Source organism: Kribbella sp. CCNWLW201, assembly GCF_037203805.1.
Lineage (GTDB): Bacteria > Actinomycetota > Actinomycetes > Propionibacteriales > Kribbellaceae > Kribbella.
The window spans coordinates 349,062-364,514 of the sequence record NZ_JBBCBQ010000008.1; the positions used below are offsets into that span (position 1 = coordinate 349,062).

17 protein-coding genes are annotated in these 15,453 nt (G+C 69.2%); 10 read left to right on the top strand and 7 right to left on the bottom strand.

All coding sequences use genetic code 11. The annotated features are described in order from the left end of the window. Positions 1 to 143: 143 nt before the first annotated feature. The 4 genes from V9K99_RS30090 to V9K99_RS30105 are packed head-to-tail and all read left to right on the top strand — an operon-like array spanning position 144 to position 3,568. Positions 144 to 1,610 (top strand): WS/DGAT/MGAT family O-acyltransferase, encoded by a 1,467-nt coding sequence (locus V9K99_RS30090; protein WP_337005365.1) that lies wholly within the window; start codon positions 144 to 146, stop codon positions 1,608 to 1,610. Then, a complete protein-coding gene (locus tag V9K99_RS30095) occupies positions 1,607 to 2,137 on the top strand; it encodes a DUF6912 family protein (protein ID WP_337005367.1) in 531 nt (176 codons plus the stop codon). Before V9K99_RS30090 ends, V9K99_RS30095 begins: the two co-directional genes overlap by 4 nt. A gap of 19 nt (positions 2,138 to 2,156) precedes the next feature. Next, positions 2,157 to 3,074: a non-homologous end joining protein Ku gene (gene ku, locus V9K99_RS30100; RefSeq protein WP_337005369.1), complete on the top strand. Its 918-nt coding sequence runs from the start codon at positions 2,157 to 2,159 to the stop codon at positions 3,072 to 3,074. Further along, positions 3,071 to 3,568, top strand: coding sequence for a VOC family protein (locus V9K99_RS30105; protein ID WP_337005371.1), 498 nt, complete (start codon positions 3,071 to 3,073; stop codon positions 3,566 to 3,568). Before ku ends, V9K99_RS30105 begins: the two co-directional genes overlap by 4 nt. Here the strand turns inward: V9K99_RS30105 and V9K99_RS30110 are convergent. Together V9K99_RS30110 and V9K99_RS30115 are read right to left on the bottom strand one after the other, a co-directional pair. Next, positions 3,565 to 4,434, bottom strand: a complete 870-nt coding sequence (locus V9K99_RS30110) for an alpha/beta fold hydrolase (RefSeq protein WP_337005373.1) — start codon at positions 4,432 to 4,434, stop codon at positions 3,565 to 3,567. The two genes, V9K99_RS30105 and V9K99_RS30110, sit on opposite strands and share 4 nt — an antisense overlap. Before the next feature lie 10 nt (positions 4,435 to 4,444). Continuing rightward, positions 4,445 to 4,834, bottom strand: coding sequence for a nuclear transport factor 2 family protein (locus tag V9K99_RS30115; RefSeq protein WP_337005375.1), 390 nt, complete (start codon positions 4,832 to 4,834; stop codon positions 4,445 to 4,447). Positions 4,835 to 4,894: 60 nt separating this feature from the next. On the opposite strand from V9K99_RS30115, the gene V9K99_RS30120 reads away from it, so the two are divergent. From V9K99_RS30120 to V9K99_RS30130, 3 genes are all read left to right on the top strand, one after another. Beyond that, the gene (locus V9K99_RS30120) at positions 4,895 to 5,470 is read left to right on the top strand and encodes a TetR/AcrR family transcriptional regulator (protein WP_337005377.1); all 576 of its coding nucleotides are present in this window, start codon (positions 4,895 to 4,897) and stop codon (positions 5,468 to 5,470) included. 67 nt (positions 5,471 to 5,537) lie between these two features. Further along, a complete protein-coding gene (gene pruA, locus V9K99_RS30125) occupies positions 5,538 to 7,238 on the top strand; it encodes an L-glutamate gamma-semialdehyde dehydrogenase (RefSeq protein WP_442914736.1) in 1,701 nt (566 codons plus the stop codon). 113 nt (positions 7,239 to 7,351) lie between these two features. Next, positions 7,352 to 8,419, top strand: coding sequence for a hypothetical protein (locus V9K99_RS30130; RefSeq protein WP_337005379.1), 1,068 nt, complete (start codon positions 7,352 to 7,354; stop codon positions 8,417 to 8,419). 7 nt (positions 8,420 to 8,426) lie between these two features. Here V9K99_RS30130 and V9K99_RS30135 read toward each other — a convergent pair whose 3' ends face one another. Next, on the bottom strand, positions 8,427 to 9,071 hold the full coding sequence (locus V9K99_RS30135) for a TetR/AcrR family transcriptional regulator (RefSeq protein ID WP_337005381.1): 645 nt from the start codon (positions 9,069 to 9,071) through the stop codon (positions 8,427 to 8,429). A 139-nt stretch (positions 9,072 to 9,210) separates the two neighbouring features. Here V9K99_RS30135 and V9K99_RS30140 point away from each other — a divergent pair, with 139 nt between their 5' ends. Further along, entirely contained in the window at positions 9,211 to 10,071 is an 861-nt protein-coding gene (locus tag V9K99_RS30140; protein WP_337005383.1) for an alpha/beta fold hydrolase, read from the top strand. A 32-nt stretch (positions 10,072 to 10,103) separates the two neighbouring features. On the opposite strand, the gene V9K99_RS30145 is transcribed toward V9K99_RS30140, so the two are convergent. From V9K99_RS30145 to V9K99_RS30160, 4 genes are all read right to left on the bottom strand, one after another. Continuing rightward, a complete protein-coding gene (locus V9K99_RS30145) occupies positions 10,104 to 10,292 on the bottom strand; it encodes a hypothetical protein (protein ID WP_337005385.1) in 189 nt (62 codons plus the stop codon). Positions 10,293 to 10,364: 72 nt separating this feature from the next. Continuing rightward, complete coding sequence (locus tag V9K99_RS30150; RefSeq protein WP_337005387.1) at positions 10,365 to 10,853, bottom strand: DUF2505 domain-containing protein; 489 nt, start codon at positions 10,851 to 10,853, stop codon at positions 10,365 to 10,367. Positions 10,854 to 11,067: 214 nt separating this feature from the next. Beyond that, a complete protein-coding gene (locus tag V9K99_RS30155) occupies positions 11,068 to 13,458 on the bottom strand; it encodes an NB-ARC domain-containing protein (RefSeq protein WP_337005389.1) in 2,391 nt (796 codons plus the stop codon). Further along, complete coding sequence (locus tag V9K99_RS30160) at positions 13,455 to 14,234, bottom strand: helix-turn-helix domain-containing protein (protein ID WP_337005391.1); 780 nt, start codon at positions 14,232 to 14,234, stop codon at positions 13,455 to 13,457. Before V9K99_RS30160 ends, V9K99_RS30155 begins: the two co-directional genes overlap by 4 nt. A 156-nt stretch (positions 14,235 to 14,390) precedes the next feature. Between V9K99_RS30160 and V9K99_RS30165 the strand changes: the two genes are divergently transcribed. Continuing rightward, a complete protein-coding gene (locus tag V9K99_RS30165) occupies positions 14,391 to 14,918 on the top strand; it encodes a hypothetical protein (protein ID WP_337005393.1) in 528 nt (175 codons plus the stop codon). Positions 14,919 to 14,946: 28 nt separating this feature from the next. Further along, positions 14,947 to 15,426, top strand: coding sequence for a hypothetical protein (locus tag V9K99_RS30170; RefSeq protein ID WP_337005395.1), 480 nt, complete (start codon positions 14,947 to 14,949; stop codon positions 15,424 to 15,426). The last annotated feature ends 27 nt before the right edge of the window (positions 15,427 to 15,453 follow it).

A 15,453-nucleotide genomic window follows, 5' to 3' on the forward strand; every position in this document is an offset into this window, starting at 1 on the left:
AAGTTCTCGGGGCGTGGGACACACCCTCTTGCCTGACGAACACCTATGGCTCAGTGTTCCCGATGAGCCAGTGTCGCAGGCCACTGTCGGCGCGGGCCGCTAGGGTGACGAGACAAGCTTCAAGCAGAGAGGAAGGTGACCCGATGCCGGACCGGCTGACGTCGCTGGACCTCACCTTCCTCAAGGCCGAGTCGCCGGCCACCCCGATGCACGTCGGGACGGTCGACATCTTCGAGCCGCCGGTGCATGGTGACGACGGGTTCGACTACGAGAGCCTGGTCGCCCTGATCCGGGACCGGATCGCCTTCGTGCCGCGGTACCGGCAGCGGGTCCAGCAGGTGCCTGGCCGGTTCGCCGGCCCGGTCTGGGTGGACGACGAAGAGTTCGACATCACCTTTCACGTACGGCGCTCTGCCCTGCCCCGGCCGGGGACGCACGCCCAGCTGCTGGAGCTGGTCGCCCGGATCATGTCCCGGCGGCTGGACCGGGCCCGGCCGCTGTGGGAGATGTACCTGGTCGAGGGCCTGCAGGGCGACCGGTTCGCCATCATCGCCAAGTCCCACCAGGCCCTTGTCGACGGCAACAGTACGGTCGACATCGGTCAGGTCGTCCTGGACGCGACCGCGCATCCGCGAGACACCCCGACCGACACCTGGCAGCCGGCCCACCCGCCGTCCGCGCTGGAGCTGCTCGCCGGGGTCTTCGCCGACGCCACCCGCCATCCGACCGCCGTGCTGGAGCTGGCCCGGGCCGAGATGGCCAGCCTGACCGGCTCCACCTCGGTCCGCGAGGTGCTCGGTGGCGTGGTCGGTTCGCTGGCCGCGCAGCGGCACGCGCAGGAGAGCTCACTCCATGTGAAAACCTCCGGTCAGCGCCGGTTCACGACCGTGCAGACCGACCTGGAGGACTACCGGACCGTCCGGGCGATGCACGGCGGCACCGTGAACGACGTGATCCTGGCTGTGGTCGCCGGTGCGTTCCGGGCCTGGATGATGACGCGCGGTGAGGGGGTCGGGCCGACCCGGAGCGTGCGGGCGGTCGTCCCGGTCAGCATCCGCGACGACGATGACGAGGAGCCGACCTCGCTCGGATCCCGGGTGATCGCGTCGACCGTGACGCTCCCCGTGGGGGAGAACTCACCGGTCATGCGACTGCACCAGATCTCGTACCAGACCAAGGTGCACAAGGACACCGGCCGCGCGGTCAGCGCCCGCTCGCTGGTCGGCATCGCCGGGTTCGCGCCGACCACGCTGCACGCGCTGGCCGCCCGGGTCGCGACCGCCACGGTCCGGCCGATCGACGACGTGGTGATCACCAACGTGCCCGGTCCGCAGTTCCCGCTGTACGCCGCGGGTGCGCCGATGCTGGCGTCGTACCCGGTGGTGCCGTTGATGCCGGGACAAGGGCTGTCCGTCGGCGTCACGTCGTACGACGGGAAGGTGTCCTTCGGGCTGAACGCGGACCGGACCGCGATGCCCGATCTGGCTGTTTTCGCCCAATGTGTGACGGACGCGCTGGACGAGTTGCTCGAGACCACCAAGGGCAGCCGGAACCGGGCGTCCCGTGGCCGGAAGAAACCCCGCAGTACGACGAAGAAGGCGGGCTCATGAGGCTCTACATCCCATCCACGCTCCGGGGGCTCGACGAGGCCTGTCATGCCGGCGAGTTCGGTCCGCCCCCGTTGACGGCGTACGCGGTGACACCCGCGCTGCGGGAGTGGTACGCCGAGGGCGACGACGAGGAGCTCGAGTACGCCGCCATGGCGCAAGCGGCCCGGGCGTCGGTGGGACTGCTCGCGGCCGATCCGGGTACTCCACGGAGACGGGTGGTCGTCGCCTGCGAGGTGGGCGCGGTCCCGCCCGCGGACGGCACGGTCGAGCTGGGCGACGCGCGGCTGGAGCTGAACGTGGTGGTGCCGTGGTCCTCGGTGGCCGCCGTCCACGTGGACGCGGCCGAGGCGGTGACGGTGGTCGAGAAGGCTGCCGATCTCTGGGACGCGGCCCAGAATGGCGATGACGACGCGGTTTTCGCCCTCGATTCATGCGAGGGTGAAGACCTGATGTGGTACGCGACGCAGGAGATTCCCGATCTGCTGGCGGCGGAGGGGCCGCGCGGCGGACTGAACGGCTCGAGCTGACCAAGGGGAGTTGGTGGCGATGCAGGCGATCTGGAAGGGTGCCATCTCGTTCGGGATGGTGACCATCCCCATCAAGGTGTTCTCGGCGACCGAGGAGAAGGACATCTCGTTCCGCCAGGTGCACGTCGCCGACGGGGGCCGGATCCGGTACAAGCGGATCTGCGCCGAGTGCGGTGAGGAAGTGCCGTACTCCGACATCGGCAAGGGCTACGAGATGGCCGACGGCCGGATGATCGTGCTCGAGCCGGACGATTTCGCCGACCTGCCGCTGTCCAGCAAGAAGGTCATCGACGTCCTGGAGTTCGTCCCCGCGGACCAGGTGGACCCGCTGTACCTGGGCAAGTCCTACTACCTGCAGGCCGACGGCGGACCTGGCGCCAAGCCGTACGTGCTGCTGCGGGACGCCCTCGACGGCTCCGAGCTGTACGCGCTGGTGAAGGTCGCCCTGCGATCCCGGGAGAGCCTCGGACTGCTCCGGACGTACGGCGACATCCTGGTGATGCAGGTGATGCTGTGGCCGGACGAAGTACGTGACGCGTCGTTCGCGGCGCCGGCCGAGGACGTGGAGATCCGCTCGCAGGAGAAGGCGATGGCGGCGTCGTACATCGACACCCTGCGGGGCGAGTTCGACCCGGATCAGTACCACGACGAGTACCGGCACGCGCTCGAGCAGGTGGTCGAGGCGAAGGCGGCCGGCGTGCCGCTGCCGGAAACCGAAGAGGAAGAGCCGGAGGGCGCCGAGGTCGTCGACCTGGTCGCCGCGCTGCGCGCCTCGGTGGAGGCTGCCAAGGCGCGTCGGGCCGGTGGCGGTGAGGCTGCCCCGGCGAAGAAGGCGGCGGCGAAGGCTCCGGCGAAGAAGGCCGCGCCGGCCAAGAAGGCAGCGGCTAAGAAGACCGCGAAGAAGACCGCCAAGAAGACCGCGAAGAAGTCGGCATGAGCGAACAGACGCCGACCGGGGTGCCGGATCCGCCGAGTCCGCCGCCGACGCAGACTGAGATCCCCAAGGACGCTTCGGAGATCCCGCCGGACCCGACCGCGCCGTTGGTGAAGCCGGGTGCCTTCCTGCTCGAGCTGATCCCGGTGCCGGTGGCGGACATCGACCGGGCGAAGCGGTTCTACTCCGAGCAGTGTGGCTTCCATGTCGACGTGGACGTCTCGCCGGCTGACGGCGTACGCGTGGTGCAACTGACGCCGCCTGGTTCGTTCTGCTCGATCAGTCTGCTCCAGGGCCTGCCGATGGCGGACATGGATCCGGGCTCGCTGCGTGCCCTTCACCTGGTCGTGAAGGACATCGAGGCGGCCCGGCAGGAGCTGATCGGCCGGGGCGTCGACGTCGGCGAGACCGAGGACCTCGGCGGTGTCTTCTACGCCTGGTTCAAGGACCCGGACGGCAACACGTGGGCCCTGCAGCACATGCCCTGGCGGGCCTAGACCTGCTCAGCCACGAACTCGAGCAGCCGGGCGTTGAACTGCTCGGGGAACTCGGTCGGCAGGCCATGCCCGGCCTCCGGCCAGAGCTCGGTCTGGTTGTCGGGCAGGAACGTCTGCGCCCGGCGCGCCGCCTCGGGCGCATCGTGGACGACGCTGCGCCCGCCGAGCAGCGCCAGCGTCGGCACGTGGATGCTCCGCAGCGCGTCGTCGTTCCCGTACGACGGCATCGGCAGCTTCATCCGGTAGTCGCGCAACCCCGCCATCACCAAGCGCCCGGCCGGCTGCTCGATCGGCACCCGCCCGGCGACCCACTGCAGATACCGCGCACTGAGGCCGTCCGGCAGACCCGGCACGAGTGAGAACCCGCCGAGCAGGAATCGCCAATCGAACCGCGCGAACACATTCGCCGGCTCGACCAGCGCGAGTGAGGCGATCCGCGCCGGTGCTCGCAGCGCCAGGTTGAACGCGAGCCAGGCCCCGCCGGACACACCCACGACGTGCGCCTTGTCCAGCCCAAGCTCAGCCAACGTCTCGTCCAGCCATACGGCCTGCTCCTTGGAGGATCGGATCGGCACGGTCTGCACGCTCCGGCCAGGCTCCCCGAGTACGTCGATCGCGTAGACCGGATGCCGCTCGGCGAGCCCCGGGATGTTCTGCTCCCACATCACCGTCGTCCCGGCCCGCCCGTGCAGCAACACGATCGGCACCCCGTCGTCGGCCCCGTACCGGTAGACCCGCACCTGCCCGTACGTCGTACGCACGTCAAGGGACTCGCGTTGTCCAGGGATGCCCATCAGCGTCACGTCGTACAGCCGCAAATACGCCGCCTGCGCCTCAGCGCTGACGAAATGCCCAACACCACCCATACCCGCGAACCTACCGGCCGAGGGGACGTCTCCGGGCGAGGACCCTTCGGCGGCGGAGGCGCCAGCCGGTGGGCGTGCGGATGATCAGGTCGTCGTAGGTGACACTGCCGCAGGTGCCGTCGGCCATGACGCCGAGGCCTTTGGAGCGGGCGGTGACCTCGTTCGGACCGGACTCGGTCAGGACGATGTTGGTGATGTGGTGGCCGACCGGGTTCTGGTCGCCGAGGGCTTCGGCCGCCTCCTGCAGTGCGGCCAGGCCGACGATCACGCCGCCGCCGAGGTCGGTGACGTCGTACTCGATGTCGGGGGTGAAGAGCTCGTCGGTGGACTCGCCGGCGTCGACGAGGTGGCCGTGCAGGGAGAGCAGGTCGGTGATCGCGATTCGGTCGGCTGGATCCATGATCATTCCTAACTGGGGAGATCCCCGGTAGTATAACCAGGGATGTCCCCAGTTAAGCCGATGCGTGCTGATGCCCGGCGGAACCGCGAGCAGTTGATCGAGGCTGCGCGGGAGGTGTTCGCCGAGTTGGGCACGCAGGCGCCGCTCGACGAGATCGCCCGGCGGGCCCGGATCGGCAACGCGACGCTGTACCGGCACTTCCCGACCCGCGACGACCTCCTCGTCGCCGTGTACGCCGAGGAGGTGCAGGCGCTATGTGCCGCGGGCCTGGACGCGGCCGGGCTGGACACGGTTGACCGGATGCGAGCCGACGCGGTGGAGCCGGGCGATGCCGAGGCTCTGCTCGACCGGCTCTTCGACTGGTTGGCGGCCTTCGTGCGGCACATCGCGGAGAAGGGGGACCTCGCCCGGAGCCTGGAGCCCTCGGCGCGGCGGTCGGAACTGCACGAGGAGTGGCATGCGGCGATGGTGGAAACAGTCGGCCGGCTGGCTGAGCGGGCCCGGAACGCCGGTGCGTTGCGGGCTGACGTCGACCCGGTCGACCTGCTCGTCCTGGCCGCTGGAATGGCCACTGCGGAACCTGCTCGAGTGAAACGTATGCTACAAATAGCCCGGCGTGGAGTGGTCGCTTCCTGACCGGACCAGTCGGCCGCGTGGTCCGGTTTGTCGTCCGGTTCGATCCGGGCCGGTTCGGCGTGGCAGCATGGTGACGCGCCGCCCACCCGTACCGGCGTACCCCCGCACGATCCACAACCCGATCGAGGAGCAGCGCAGCATGGATGCCGTCACCGCCGTACCCACTCCCGCCAACGAACCCGTCAAGGGGTATGCGCCTGGATCGTCCGAGCGGGCGAGCCTGGAGGCGAAGCTGAAGGAGTTCTCCGCGGCGGGTGCGATCGACCTGACCTGCACCATCGGCGGTGAGCAGCGACTCGGTGGCGGTGCGCCGATCCAGGTGGTCCAGCCGCACAAGCACGCGCACGTGCTCGGCACCCTCGGCAACGCGACCGAGGCGGACGGCCGGGAGGCTGTGATCGCGGCGCTCGGTGCCGCCAAGTCCTGGCGGTCGCTGTCCTTCGACGATCGCGCGGCCATCTTCCTGAAGGCGGCCGACCTGCTGGCCGGCCCGTGGCGCGACACCCTGAACGCGGCGACCATGCTCGGCCAGTCGAAGACGGTGCAGCAGGCCGAGATCGACGCCGCCTGTGAGCTGATCGACTTCCTCCGGTTCAACGTGGCGTTCGCGCGGCAGATCGTCAGCGACCAGCCGATCTCGTCCCCGGGCGTGTGGAACCGGGTCGACTACCGGCCGCTGGAAGGGTTCGTCTACGCGATCACGCCGTTCAACTTCACCGCGATCGCGGGCAACCTGCCGACCGCGCCGGCGCTGATGGGCAACACGGTCGTCTGGAAGCCGTCGCCGACGCAGCAGTTCGCGGCGCACTGGACGATGCGGTTGCTCGAGGCCGCCGGGCTGCCGGCCGGGGTGATCAACCTGGTCACCGGTGACGGCATCGAGGTGAGCAAGGCCGCGCTGACCCACCCGGACCTGGCCGGCATCCACTTCACCGGATCCACCAAGACGTTCCAGTCGCTGTGGTCAACGGTCGGTGCGAACATCGCGTCGTACAAGACCTATCCGCGGCTCGTCGGTGAGACCGGTGGCAAGGACTTCATCCTGGCGCACCCGTCGGCCGACCCGGCCGTGGTGAAGACCGCGATGGTGCGTGGCGCGTTCGAGTACCAGGGTCAGAAGTGCTCGGCGGCCAGCCGTGCGTACGTCGCTCGTTCAGTGTGGGAGCGGATGCGCGACGACCTCATCGCCGAGACCGAGTCGCTCACCATGGGCGATGTCACCGACCTGTCGAACTTCATCGGCGCGGTGATCGACGACCGTGCGTTCGCCAAGCACAAGGCGGCGCTGGACCGGGCCCGGCAGGTCGACGCCCTCGACGTCGTTGCCGGTGGCACCTATGACGACAGTGAGGGGTACTTCGTCCGGCCGACGCTGGTGGTCTCCGACGACCCGACCGACGAGATCTTCACCACCGAGTACTTCGGCCCGATCCTCGGCGTGCACGTGTACGACGACGCCGACTACGACACCGTGATGCGGGAGATGGAAAGTGCGGCGCCGTACGGTCTGACCGGTGCGGTGATCGCGCAGGACCGGCACGCGGTGGCCGAGGCGGCCGAGTACCTGCGGTTCGCGGCGGGCAACTTCTACGTCAACGACAAGCCGACCGGCGCGGTCGTGGGGCAGCAGCCGTTCGGTGGGTCCCGGGCGTCCGGCACGAACGACAAGGCCGGCTCGATGTGGAACCTGATCCGCTGGGCCAGCCCGCGCTCGATGAAGGAGACCTTCGCCCCGCCGACTGACTACCGCTACCCGCACCAGGGCTGATCTGAGAGAGCAGTTGCCGGCCGCCCCTCAGTGTTAGCTCAGGGGCGGTCGGGGTTTTCCCGGGAATCGGCGGGATCGGGAGTAGATCGGGCCGGTTGCGTCGTTTCCCGGGTATGCATGAGACCGATCTGCACCTCGAGCCCAACGAAGCCTCCGACCTGTGCCGTGTGTTCGGCCCGGACGTACTGAGCCGGCACGGATGGGACCGGGCGTTCGTCACGGTGCTGGACGAGGCCACGGCGGAGGACGCGCTGGCGCTGCTCGTCCACACCGCCGGGGCACCGCTCGACGAGGAGTGGGCGGCGATGCGGGTCCTCGCGGATGCCGGGCCGAACACGGGCAAGACCGAGGACGCCGAAGCGTCCGCGTCCCGGGACGGCTACGTCTACCTCGTCGGTTCGCAGTTCGGGAAGAAGGCCGGTCCGCTTGCGGCGAAGCGGTCCTGGATCGCCCGCGTGAGTGAGCAGTCGATCGCGGATGCCATCGAGACCGGTGGACGAGCGACGCTCGAGGTCGTGCGGCTGCGGTTCGGCTTGCACCGGGCGCTCAACGACGCGCTGGCCGACGTCGAGCTGCTACCCCTGGGCCCGTTGGGGCGACAGGTGTACGTCGACGCCACCATCGCGATCGGGCAGGAGAAGGCCAAGCGCTGGAGTGGGACCGTCCTCCCGACGGACCATCCGATCAACATCGAGGCGGCCGAGTTCCGTGCGAACGGGAACCTGCTGCTCGGCCTGCGCTACCCGGTGACGGTCGACGGTCATCCACTACTGGTCGAGCTCGAGAACGTGGCGGAGCTGTTCGACGACCCGAACGCCGTACCGCGCTGTGGCAAGGTCTGGGTGCTCGGCGACGCCGGCAGTGTGGAGGCGCCGGCCGGACTGCGCGCGCTCGACACCAGCGGCGGCGACCGGTTCGACGCCGTCATCGGTGACCTCGACGCGTCCGGCAAGTCGGCCACAGTCCTCGCCGACCACCCGGAAGGCGCCAGGGCGGACTCCGAACACATCCGTTTCGAACTCCCGACGGACACCGACGGCGGTGTCGTCAGCGCCAAGGTCGTGCACCACTTCGGCGACATCCGCCGGGTCGAAGGCGTCGCCGTCGACCACGAGGGCCACGCCCACTACGTCATCGACGAAGAAGGCCACGTAGCCCTCCGAACTCTCGTCTTCGATTAGATCGAGCTCACTTGGCGAGGCCGCGGCGGACGACGATGTAGTACGTCGTCATGTCGTCGATCAGGGTTTCGATCTGCTCCGGCTTGGTCGGGTCGGCGTCGAGGAGCCAGTCGGAGATGAGGTCGAAGAGGCCGCCGATGAGGCCGATGGCGACACTGTGCCGCACCGCCCGCTGGTCCGCCGCACCGGGGCCGGTGGGCGGCCCGTCGTACCGGTCCCAGAGTTGCTCGAGGAAGCCGGCCGCCCAGCGGCGGTTGGTCCGGCGCTGGCGCTCGACCGCCGGCGAGATGCCGGGCGCCATCCCGAAGGTCACCTTCGCGACCCGCGGGTCGTCGAGCAGGGCGTGCACGAACACCTGGATGACCTTCGGCGCGGTCTCGCGTTCGTTGCCGACGGCCTGGGCGGCCATCCCGGCGACCTGCTCCTGCAGGCGTTCCGAGGTCCGCGCCAGCAGCGCGACGTAGCAGTCCTCGCGGTTGGTGAAGACCTCGTAGAAACTCTTCGTGCCGATGTACGCCGTACTGCAGATCTGCTCGATCGACGTGTTGATGTACCCGTTGGCGGCGAAGAGTTTGAGCGCGGCGTCGAGCAACTGCTCGCGGCGCTCGGCCCGGCGTTGTTCGGCGTCGAGGCCTCGGATGGTCCGTCCCATGCGCTGCACGTTACCCCTGGTGGCGGAGCGGTAACCAAATGAACTGGTTCTGAACACGAGCTCTTGTTCATAACCCGACTTCATGCTCCACTGTCGGTGAACCGCCCGTTACTGCACGATACCGTCACGGGGAGCCCCGATGCCAAACCTCATCCGCCGAGCCGCCACCGCCTTGCTCGCAGTCGTCCTGCTGAGCGCCGGCGCGACCTCGGCCACCGCCGCCGCGCCCTCGTCCGGCTTCGACGACTGGTCGTGCAAACCGTCGGCCGCGCACCCGAATCCGCTCGTCCTCCTGCACGGCCTCGGCGGCAACGGTCCGGGCAACTACTCGTACCTCGGCCCGTTCCTCGCCGCGAAGGGGTACTGCGCCTTCACCCTCACCTACGGCCAGGCGTCACCGGCGATCCCGGTCGGCGGCACTGTCTCGATCACCCAGTCCTCGGCCGAGATCGCGGCGTTCGTGCAGCAGGTCCGGCAGGCGACCGGCGCGGCGAAGGTGGACATCGTTGGGCACTCCGAGGGCGGTTTCCAGAGCATCTACGGCCCAAAGATCCGCGGGTACGCCGGTCAGGTGGGCAAGGTGGTCGCGCTGGCGCCGCCGACTCACGGGACGACGTTCGGCGGGCTGGTGAGCGTGGGTGACTACCTCGGTCTGCGGCCCTTGGTCGATCAGGTACTGCGTGACTTCGGCTGCCCGGCCTGCGACGAACTGATCGTCGGCGGCTCGGCCGTGGAGCAGTTGATCGCCGGCCCGATCGCCCAGCCTGGCGTCAAATACACCGTGATCGCGTCCCGCTTCGACGCGCTGGTGACACCGCACGAGACGTCGTTCATCCGCGAACCGGGCGTCACCAACAAGTTCGTCCAGGACGTCTGCCCGCTCGACCCGGTCGGCCACGTCGGTCTGGCCTTCGACCCGACGGTCGCGCAGCTGGTCGCGAACGCGCTCGACCCCGCACACGCCAAGCAGGTGGTGTGCGGGTTCGGCCCGCCGCTGTAAGAGGGCGCAGAGTTCCCAGCCGCCCTCTCAAGTCAGGCGGTGCGGTTGAGTTGCTGCAGGGGCGGATCGACGAGGAGTGCGGAGCCGCACTTGACGCAGATCCACTCGTCCGGCTCGTCGACCAGGTGATCGGCGGCCTCGATCCGTTCGAACGGCATCACGGTGGCGCAGAAGACGCAGTACTGCGAGTCCTCGCCGGCCTGCCGGCCTTTCTTTCGCACGACTGGCTCACCTCCGGGGCAACTGTTCATTTCAGGTTGCCACCGGAGGCGAGCCGGTCAGGGTAGCGACACTCAGTGGGTCCAGTCTCGCCCGAGTTCGTGTTCCTTCTGCAGGCCGGAGCGGATCGCGTCGACCACGAACGGTTCGATCTTCTTGCCGATCAGCGGGACCGCGACCTTCACGTCGAGGTCGATCACCTGCGTCGCTCCCGCTCCGCTGGCGGTGATCCCGGCGGTGCCCTTCAGGGTGACCGGGGTGTTGCTGATCTCGCCGCGGACATCGGCGTCGCGGGACCCGTCCGGCTTGGCCGGGTGCCAGGTCTCGGTCTGCACGACGGTCAGCGTCTGGCCGACGAACTTCCGCGCGATGTCGGGTACGTCGTCCGACGGCATCTCGCGCTCGACTCTGACGATGGTGTCACCGCCGGACTCGGTCACCTCGACGGAGTACGACAGCGCCTTGGTCTTCTGGCACGCCTGCTCGCGGAAGGTGGCGTCCGTGACGATCGCGAACACTTCCTCGGGTGTGGCGTCGTACGACGCCGACAGCTTCAGCTCCATGGCGGACATCATGGCACTACCGGTCGGTCACACGACCAGTTCACCGCCGGTGCGGAGCCAGGACGAGACTCACAGTGCGGTTCTGTGCCGCCGTACGGAACGGGGCGACCCGCTGATCGCCGGACTGCAGAGTGAACGCGGTGAGCGGCGGACCGGACGCCCGGCTGTCGCGTGTTCCTCGACGGCTGTGTCGTGACGCTGGTGGCAATCGTTGTCAGGTCCGCGCCGGGTGTGAGTGGACCCTCGAACTCGCGCGAGCGTGATCAGGTTGGGTCAGGAGGGCGCGGACCTCGTGGGCGGTGGGCATGCCGTGGGTGGTGAGGATGTCCTCGGCGAGTTGCCACTGTTCGCGGGCGTCGGCCGGCTGGCCGAGTTCGGTGTAGGCGCGGCCGAGGCCGGTGCGGATGCGGGCTTCGCGGTCCCAGTGCTCGTGCTCGACCGCGATGTCGAGGCCGGCGAGGTAGGTGTCGACGGCCTGCCGGTACCGGGCGAGTTCGTAGAACGCGGTGGCGAGTTCGTCCAGCGCCTCGCCTTCGCTGCCGCGGGTGTCGTGCTCCCGCAGGATGTCCAGGCCCTCGACGAGCACGGGCACGGCCTTCGCCGGCTGGCCGCACTCGCGGAACGAGGACCCTGCGCTGATGAGGACCCGCGCCAGGACAGCGGGATGCCGATCGCGCGCCACTGAGATCGCCTGCTCGAACGCGGCCGCTTGACGAGCGGCCTCACCACTCTTGCCGTGCAGCATTCCGAGCGTGAGATAGGCCCACGGGCTGCACCCCTCGGCCTCGCCGTCCCGCTCGACCAGGGTGAGTGCTTCCTCCACGAAGCGGAAGCCGTCGCTCGCGCGGCCGGCTCGCTCGAGCATGTGGGCGAGGTTCACCAGTCCGCTGGCCAGGAACGAGACGTTGCCGATCTCGCGAGCCGCGTCCACGGCCTGCGAGAGGCGGTCTGCCGCCGCGGAGAAGTCGTCGAGTTCGCCGTACGCGAGACCGAGATCGAAGTTGACCAGCGCGGCCGCGACCGGATCCGATCGCGCGTCGACCAGATCGGCCGCGGTGCGGTTGATGTCCCGCCATTCCAGCCACCGCTTTCGCGCGGGGCCGAACACGTTCATTCCGATGGCGATCCGTACGGCGGTCCGTCGATCGTCGGCCGTGCCTCGCGCAGCCCGTCGTACCAGCTGGACGATCGTCGCCCGCTCGACGTCCAGCCAATCGATGATCTCCTCGAGGTCGTCGAGATCGCGGGCGCCGGCCGCCCAGGACGCGTCCTTCCAGGTCGCACTCAACGGGCCTTCCTGATCCAGTTCGTCGGCGCGCCAGATCATCGCGAGATAGCAGTCGACCACGCGTTCCCACACGACCCGCTCGTCCGCCGCGCTCTCCCCTTCACGGCCGACCGCTCTGACCAGGTCATGCAGCCGGTACCGATGCAGAGCAGGCGCCTCCAACAGATGTACGTCGACCAACCGGTCGAGGATCGCCTCCGTGTCGTCGAGCGGCAACTCCAACGCGGCAGCCGCGGCCCGCAACGGAAAGTCGCCCGCGTCGAGCAGCGCCAGCACCGGGAATGCAGCCGCCGCAAGGCGGTCATCCGGAACCGCGGCCAGATCGTGGATCGACAACGCGATCGACGCCCGTACGCCGGTTTCGTCATCGGCGAGCTCACCGAGTCGCGTGCTCTCGTCTGCCAATCGCGCCGCCAGTTCCCGGACCGGCCGGTCGGCCGCCAACCGGGTGCCGGCGATGCGGATCGCGAGCGGGAGATTGCCACATCCGTGCACAACCTCCAACGCTGCAACGGGTTCCGCGTCGACGCGCGAGGCGCCGATCACTTCGCTCAGCAGGCGCAGGCCTTCGGAGTCGGTCAGCACGTCCAGCCGCAGGTGCTCGGCGCCGGCGAGTCCGTCGAGCAGTCGACGGCTGGTGACCACTGCGGCCGAGCCAGGCGTCCCGGGGATCAGCGGCGCGACCTGGTCCGCGTCCGCCGCGTCGTCGAGGACGACCAGGATCCGGCGCCCGGCGATCACGGTCCGGTACCTGGCCGCGGCCACCTCGAGGTCGTCCGGGATCTCCTGCGGCGGTACGCCGAGAGTCCGGAGCAGCGTGCCGAGTGCGTGGATCGGGGCGATCGGCTCGGTTGCACCGCGCAGGTTGACGTAGAGCCGGCCGTCGGCGAACTCGGCCGCCGTGAGGTGACCGACGTGCAGCGCGAGCGTGGTCTTGCCGATGCCGCCCATCCCGGTGACCGCCGAGATGACCACGCTCGTCGGTCGTGCCGGTCCGCTCGTGCGGGTGAGCAGGCCGGTCAAGCGTCGTACCGATTCCTCCCGGCCGACGAAGTCACTCACACCCGCGGGCAGGTCGTGGGCGTCGTCGTCCGCGGCCGGTTTGCGGGCCGCCTGCGCGAGGCGGTCGCGGTCCGGCAGGGTGAGATCCAGTGCCTCGGCCAGTCGGCTCACCGTGAGTGCACGTGGATGCCGGCGTCGTCCGATCTCGAGGGTGCGGATCGCTTCCACACTCAGCCCGGATCGCTCGGCCAACTGCTCCTGCGTCAGCCCCGCGTCGCTGCGGAACTGCCGCAGCAGTTCGTCGACGCCTGTCACCTTGCGCCCACCAGGCGGCGCTGCTCGGCGCTGAGCCAACCCGCGAGATCAACGGGTGACCAGGACGGTCGGCCCACCAGCCGGGCTGCGGCTCTCCGCAAGGCGGCCGGCCTGCCGTCGCACAGCTCGATGACCTCGAGGGTCGCTGCCGCGTCGGTGCGCCAGCGATCGACGCCGGCGATCCGCTGCAGCAGTCGCAGTGCGTCGGGAGTCGGCAGTCCGCCGAGCACGATGCGGTTGTCAGCGGCAACTTCTGTCAGCGGCTCGCGACTGGTGACGATCATCGCGGCAGCTGTTGCTGATGGCACCTGTTTCGCGTCCGTCGCATCGTCGAGCACGACCAGGGTGCCGCGGCCGGCGGTGACTCGACCGGCCTTCACGAAGAGTTGACCGGCGGGAAAGTCGACCTGGTTCGCCGCATGGATGGCGAGTGCTGTCTTGCCTGATCCGGCCGGTCCGGTGATGACCGTGATGCCCGGAGACTCCAGTGCGCTGACCAACCGTCGTACCTCGTCGACTCGGCCGGTGAAGTCCTGGATGTCGGCGGGCAGTTCGCGCGGCACGTGCGTTGCCGCAGTCGTGAAGGCGGCCCGCTCGGTCCCGGCCAGACCAAGAGCGTCCGCAAGCAGCCGGACCGTCTCGGCGCGCGGGTTGCGCCTGCGGCCGGCTTCGAGGCTGCGGATCGACTCCATCCCGACGCCGGACCGCTCGGCCAGCGCCGCCTGAGTCAGCTCGGCCTCACCGCGGAACCTCCGCAGCAGCTCCCCGAACGCCATCCGACCTCCCCCGTGGGTAACTCTCCGCAGTCCCAAATCTACCGGTCGCGACGGCCGCTGTACCGCTTTGTCCCTGTTCGACCACGCTTCGGTCGACCACTGTCAGTGATGTCAGGAGCTGAATTGCTCACTAACCGTTGTCCCAAGGGAGATCCGATGAAGGTCCTGTCCCCACGCCACACCGTCGCCGGTACGGCGGGCCTCCTGCTGCTGGCCTCCGGGCTGGCGACCGCGACGCCGGCCTCGGCCGGTACGACGGCCTGTCCGGCGGAGTCCCCGCGCTACTACTTCACCAACGTGGCGGTATCGCTGCGGCCGACCAACCTCTACAGCGCCTACATCACCGGACCCGGCACCATCACCTACAGCGAAAGCAAGACCGCGACCGCCAGCGCCAGCATGACTGCCACGGTGTCGGCGGAGGCAGGCATCGTCTTCGCCAAGGCCAGCGCGTCGCTCGGCGTCACCGTCGGCGCGAGCTACTCGTCCACCGGCGGATTCTCCTACTCGTTGCCGGTCCCGTCCGGACAGCGCCGCCGGCTGCGGTTGTTCCAGCAGTCGCGGTACTTCGTGGTGACGAAGAAGTACTTCAGCACCGGTGCGTGCAAGTGGTACACGTCGTACTCCTCCGCGACGAACGCCCCGAAGAAGGTCCGCGACGACGAGTGGCGCCTCGAGGCCTGAGCCACCCGACCACGAAGGAGGACGAACCATGCCCAGTCGCAGTCTCGCCGTCGTACTCGTCGCCTCCGGCGCCGTACTAGGTGCCTGCAGCAACCAAACCGCGGAGCAGCAGGCGGCACCGGAGCCGCCGGTGCAGAGCCGGCCGGCGGTGCAGGAGGCCGCGGCGCCGCAGCCCGGGCAGCCGGTCATCGGTCCGCCCGCGGTGCGGGTGCTGACAGTGTCGGCCAGTACGGCGGATGGACTGCGACTGAGCGTGGTCGGCCCCGAGCAGACGACCTACCGGCTCCGCCTCGGCAAGACGATCACGTCGTGCCGCCAGATCAACGGCAAGAAGGCGAAAGCCGCGCCATCAGGCCTCCCACCGAACGCGGTGAGCCCGGCGGTCCTCAGTTGTGCCGCTGGTCCGACCAGGCAGGCCGTCGTCCAGAACGGCGTGCTGCTGGTCAAGACGGACGTCGGCGAGGGTTTCCTCTACGACTACGAGGTGCCGGTCGACCGCGATCTCTGAACCGGCGCGGCAGTGGGAAGCGTTTGC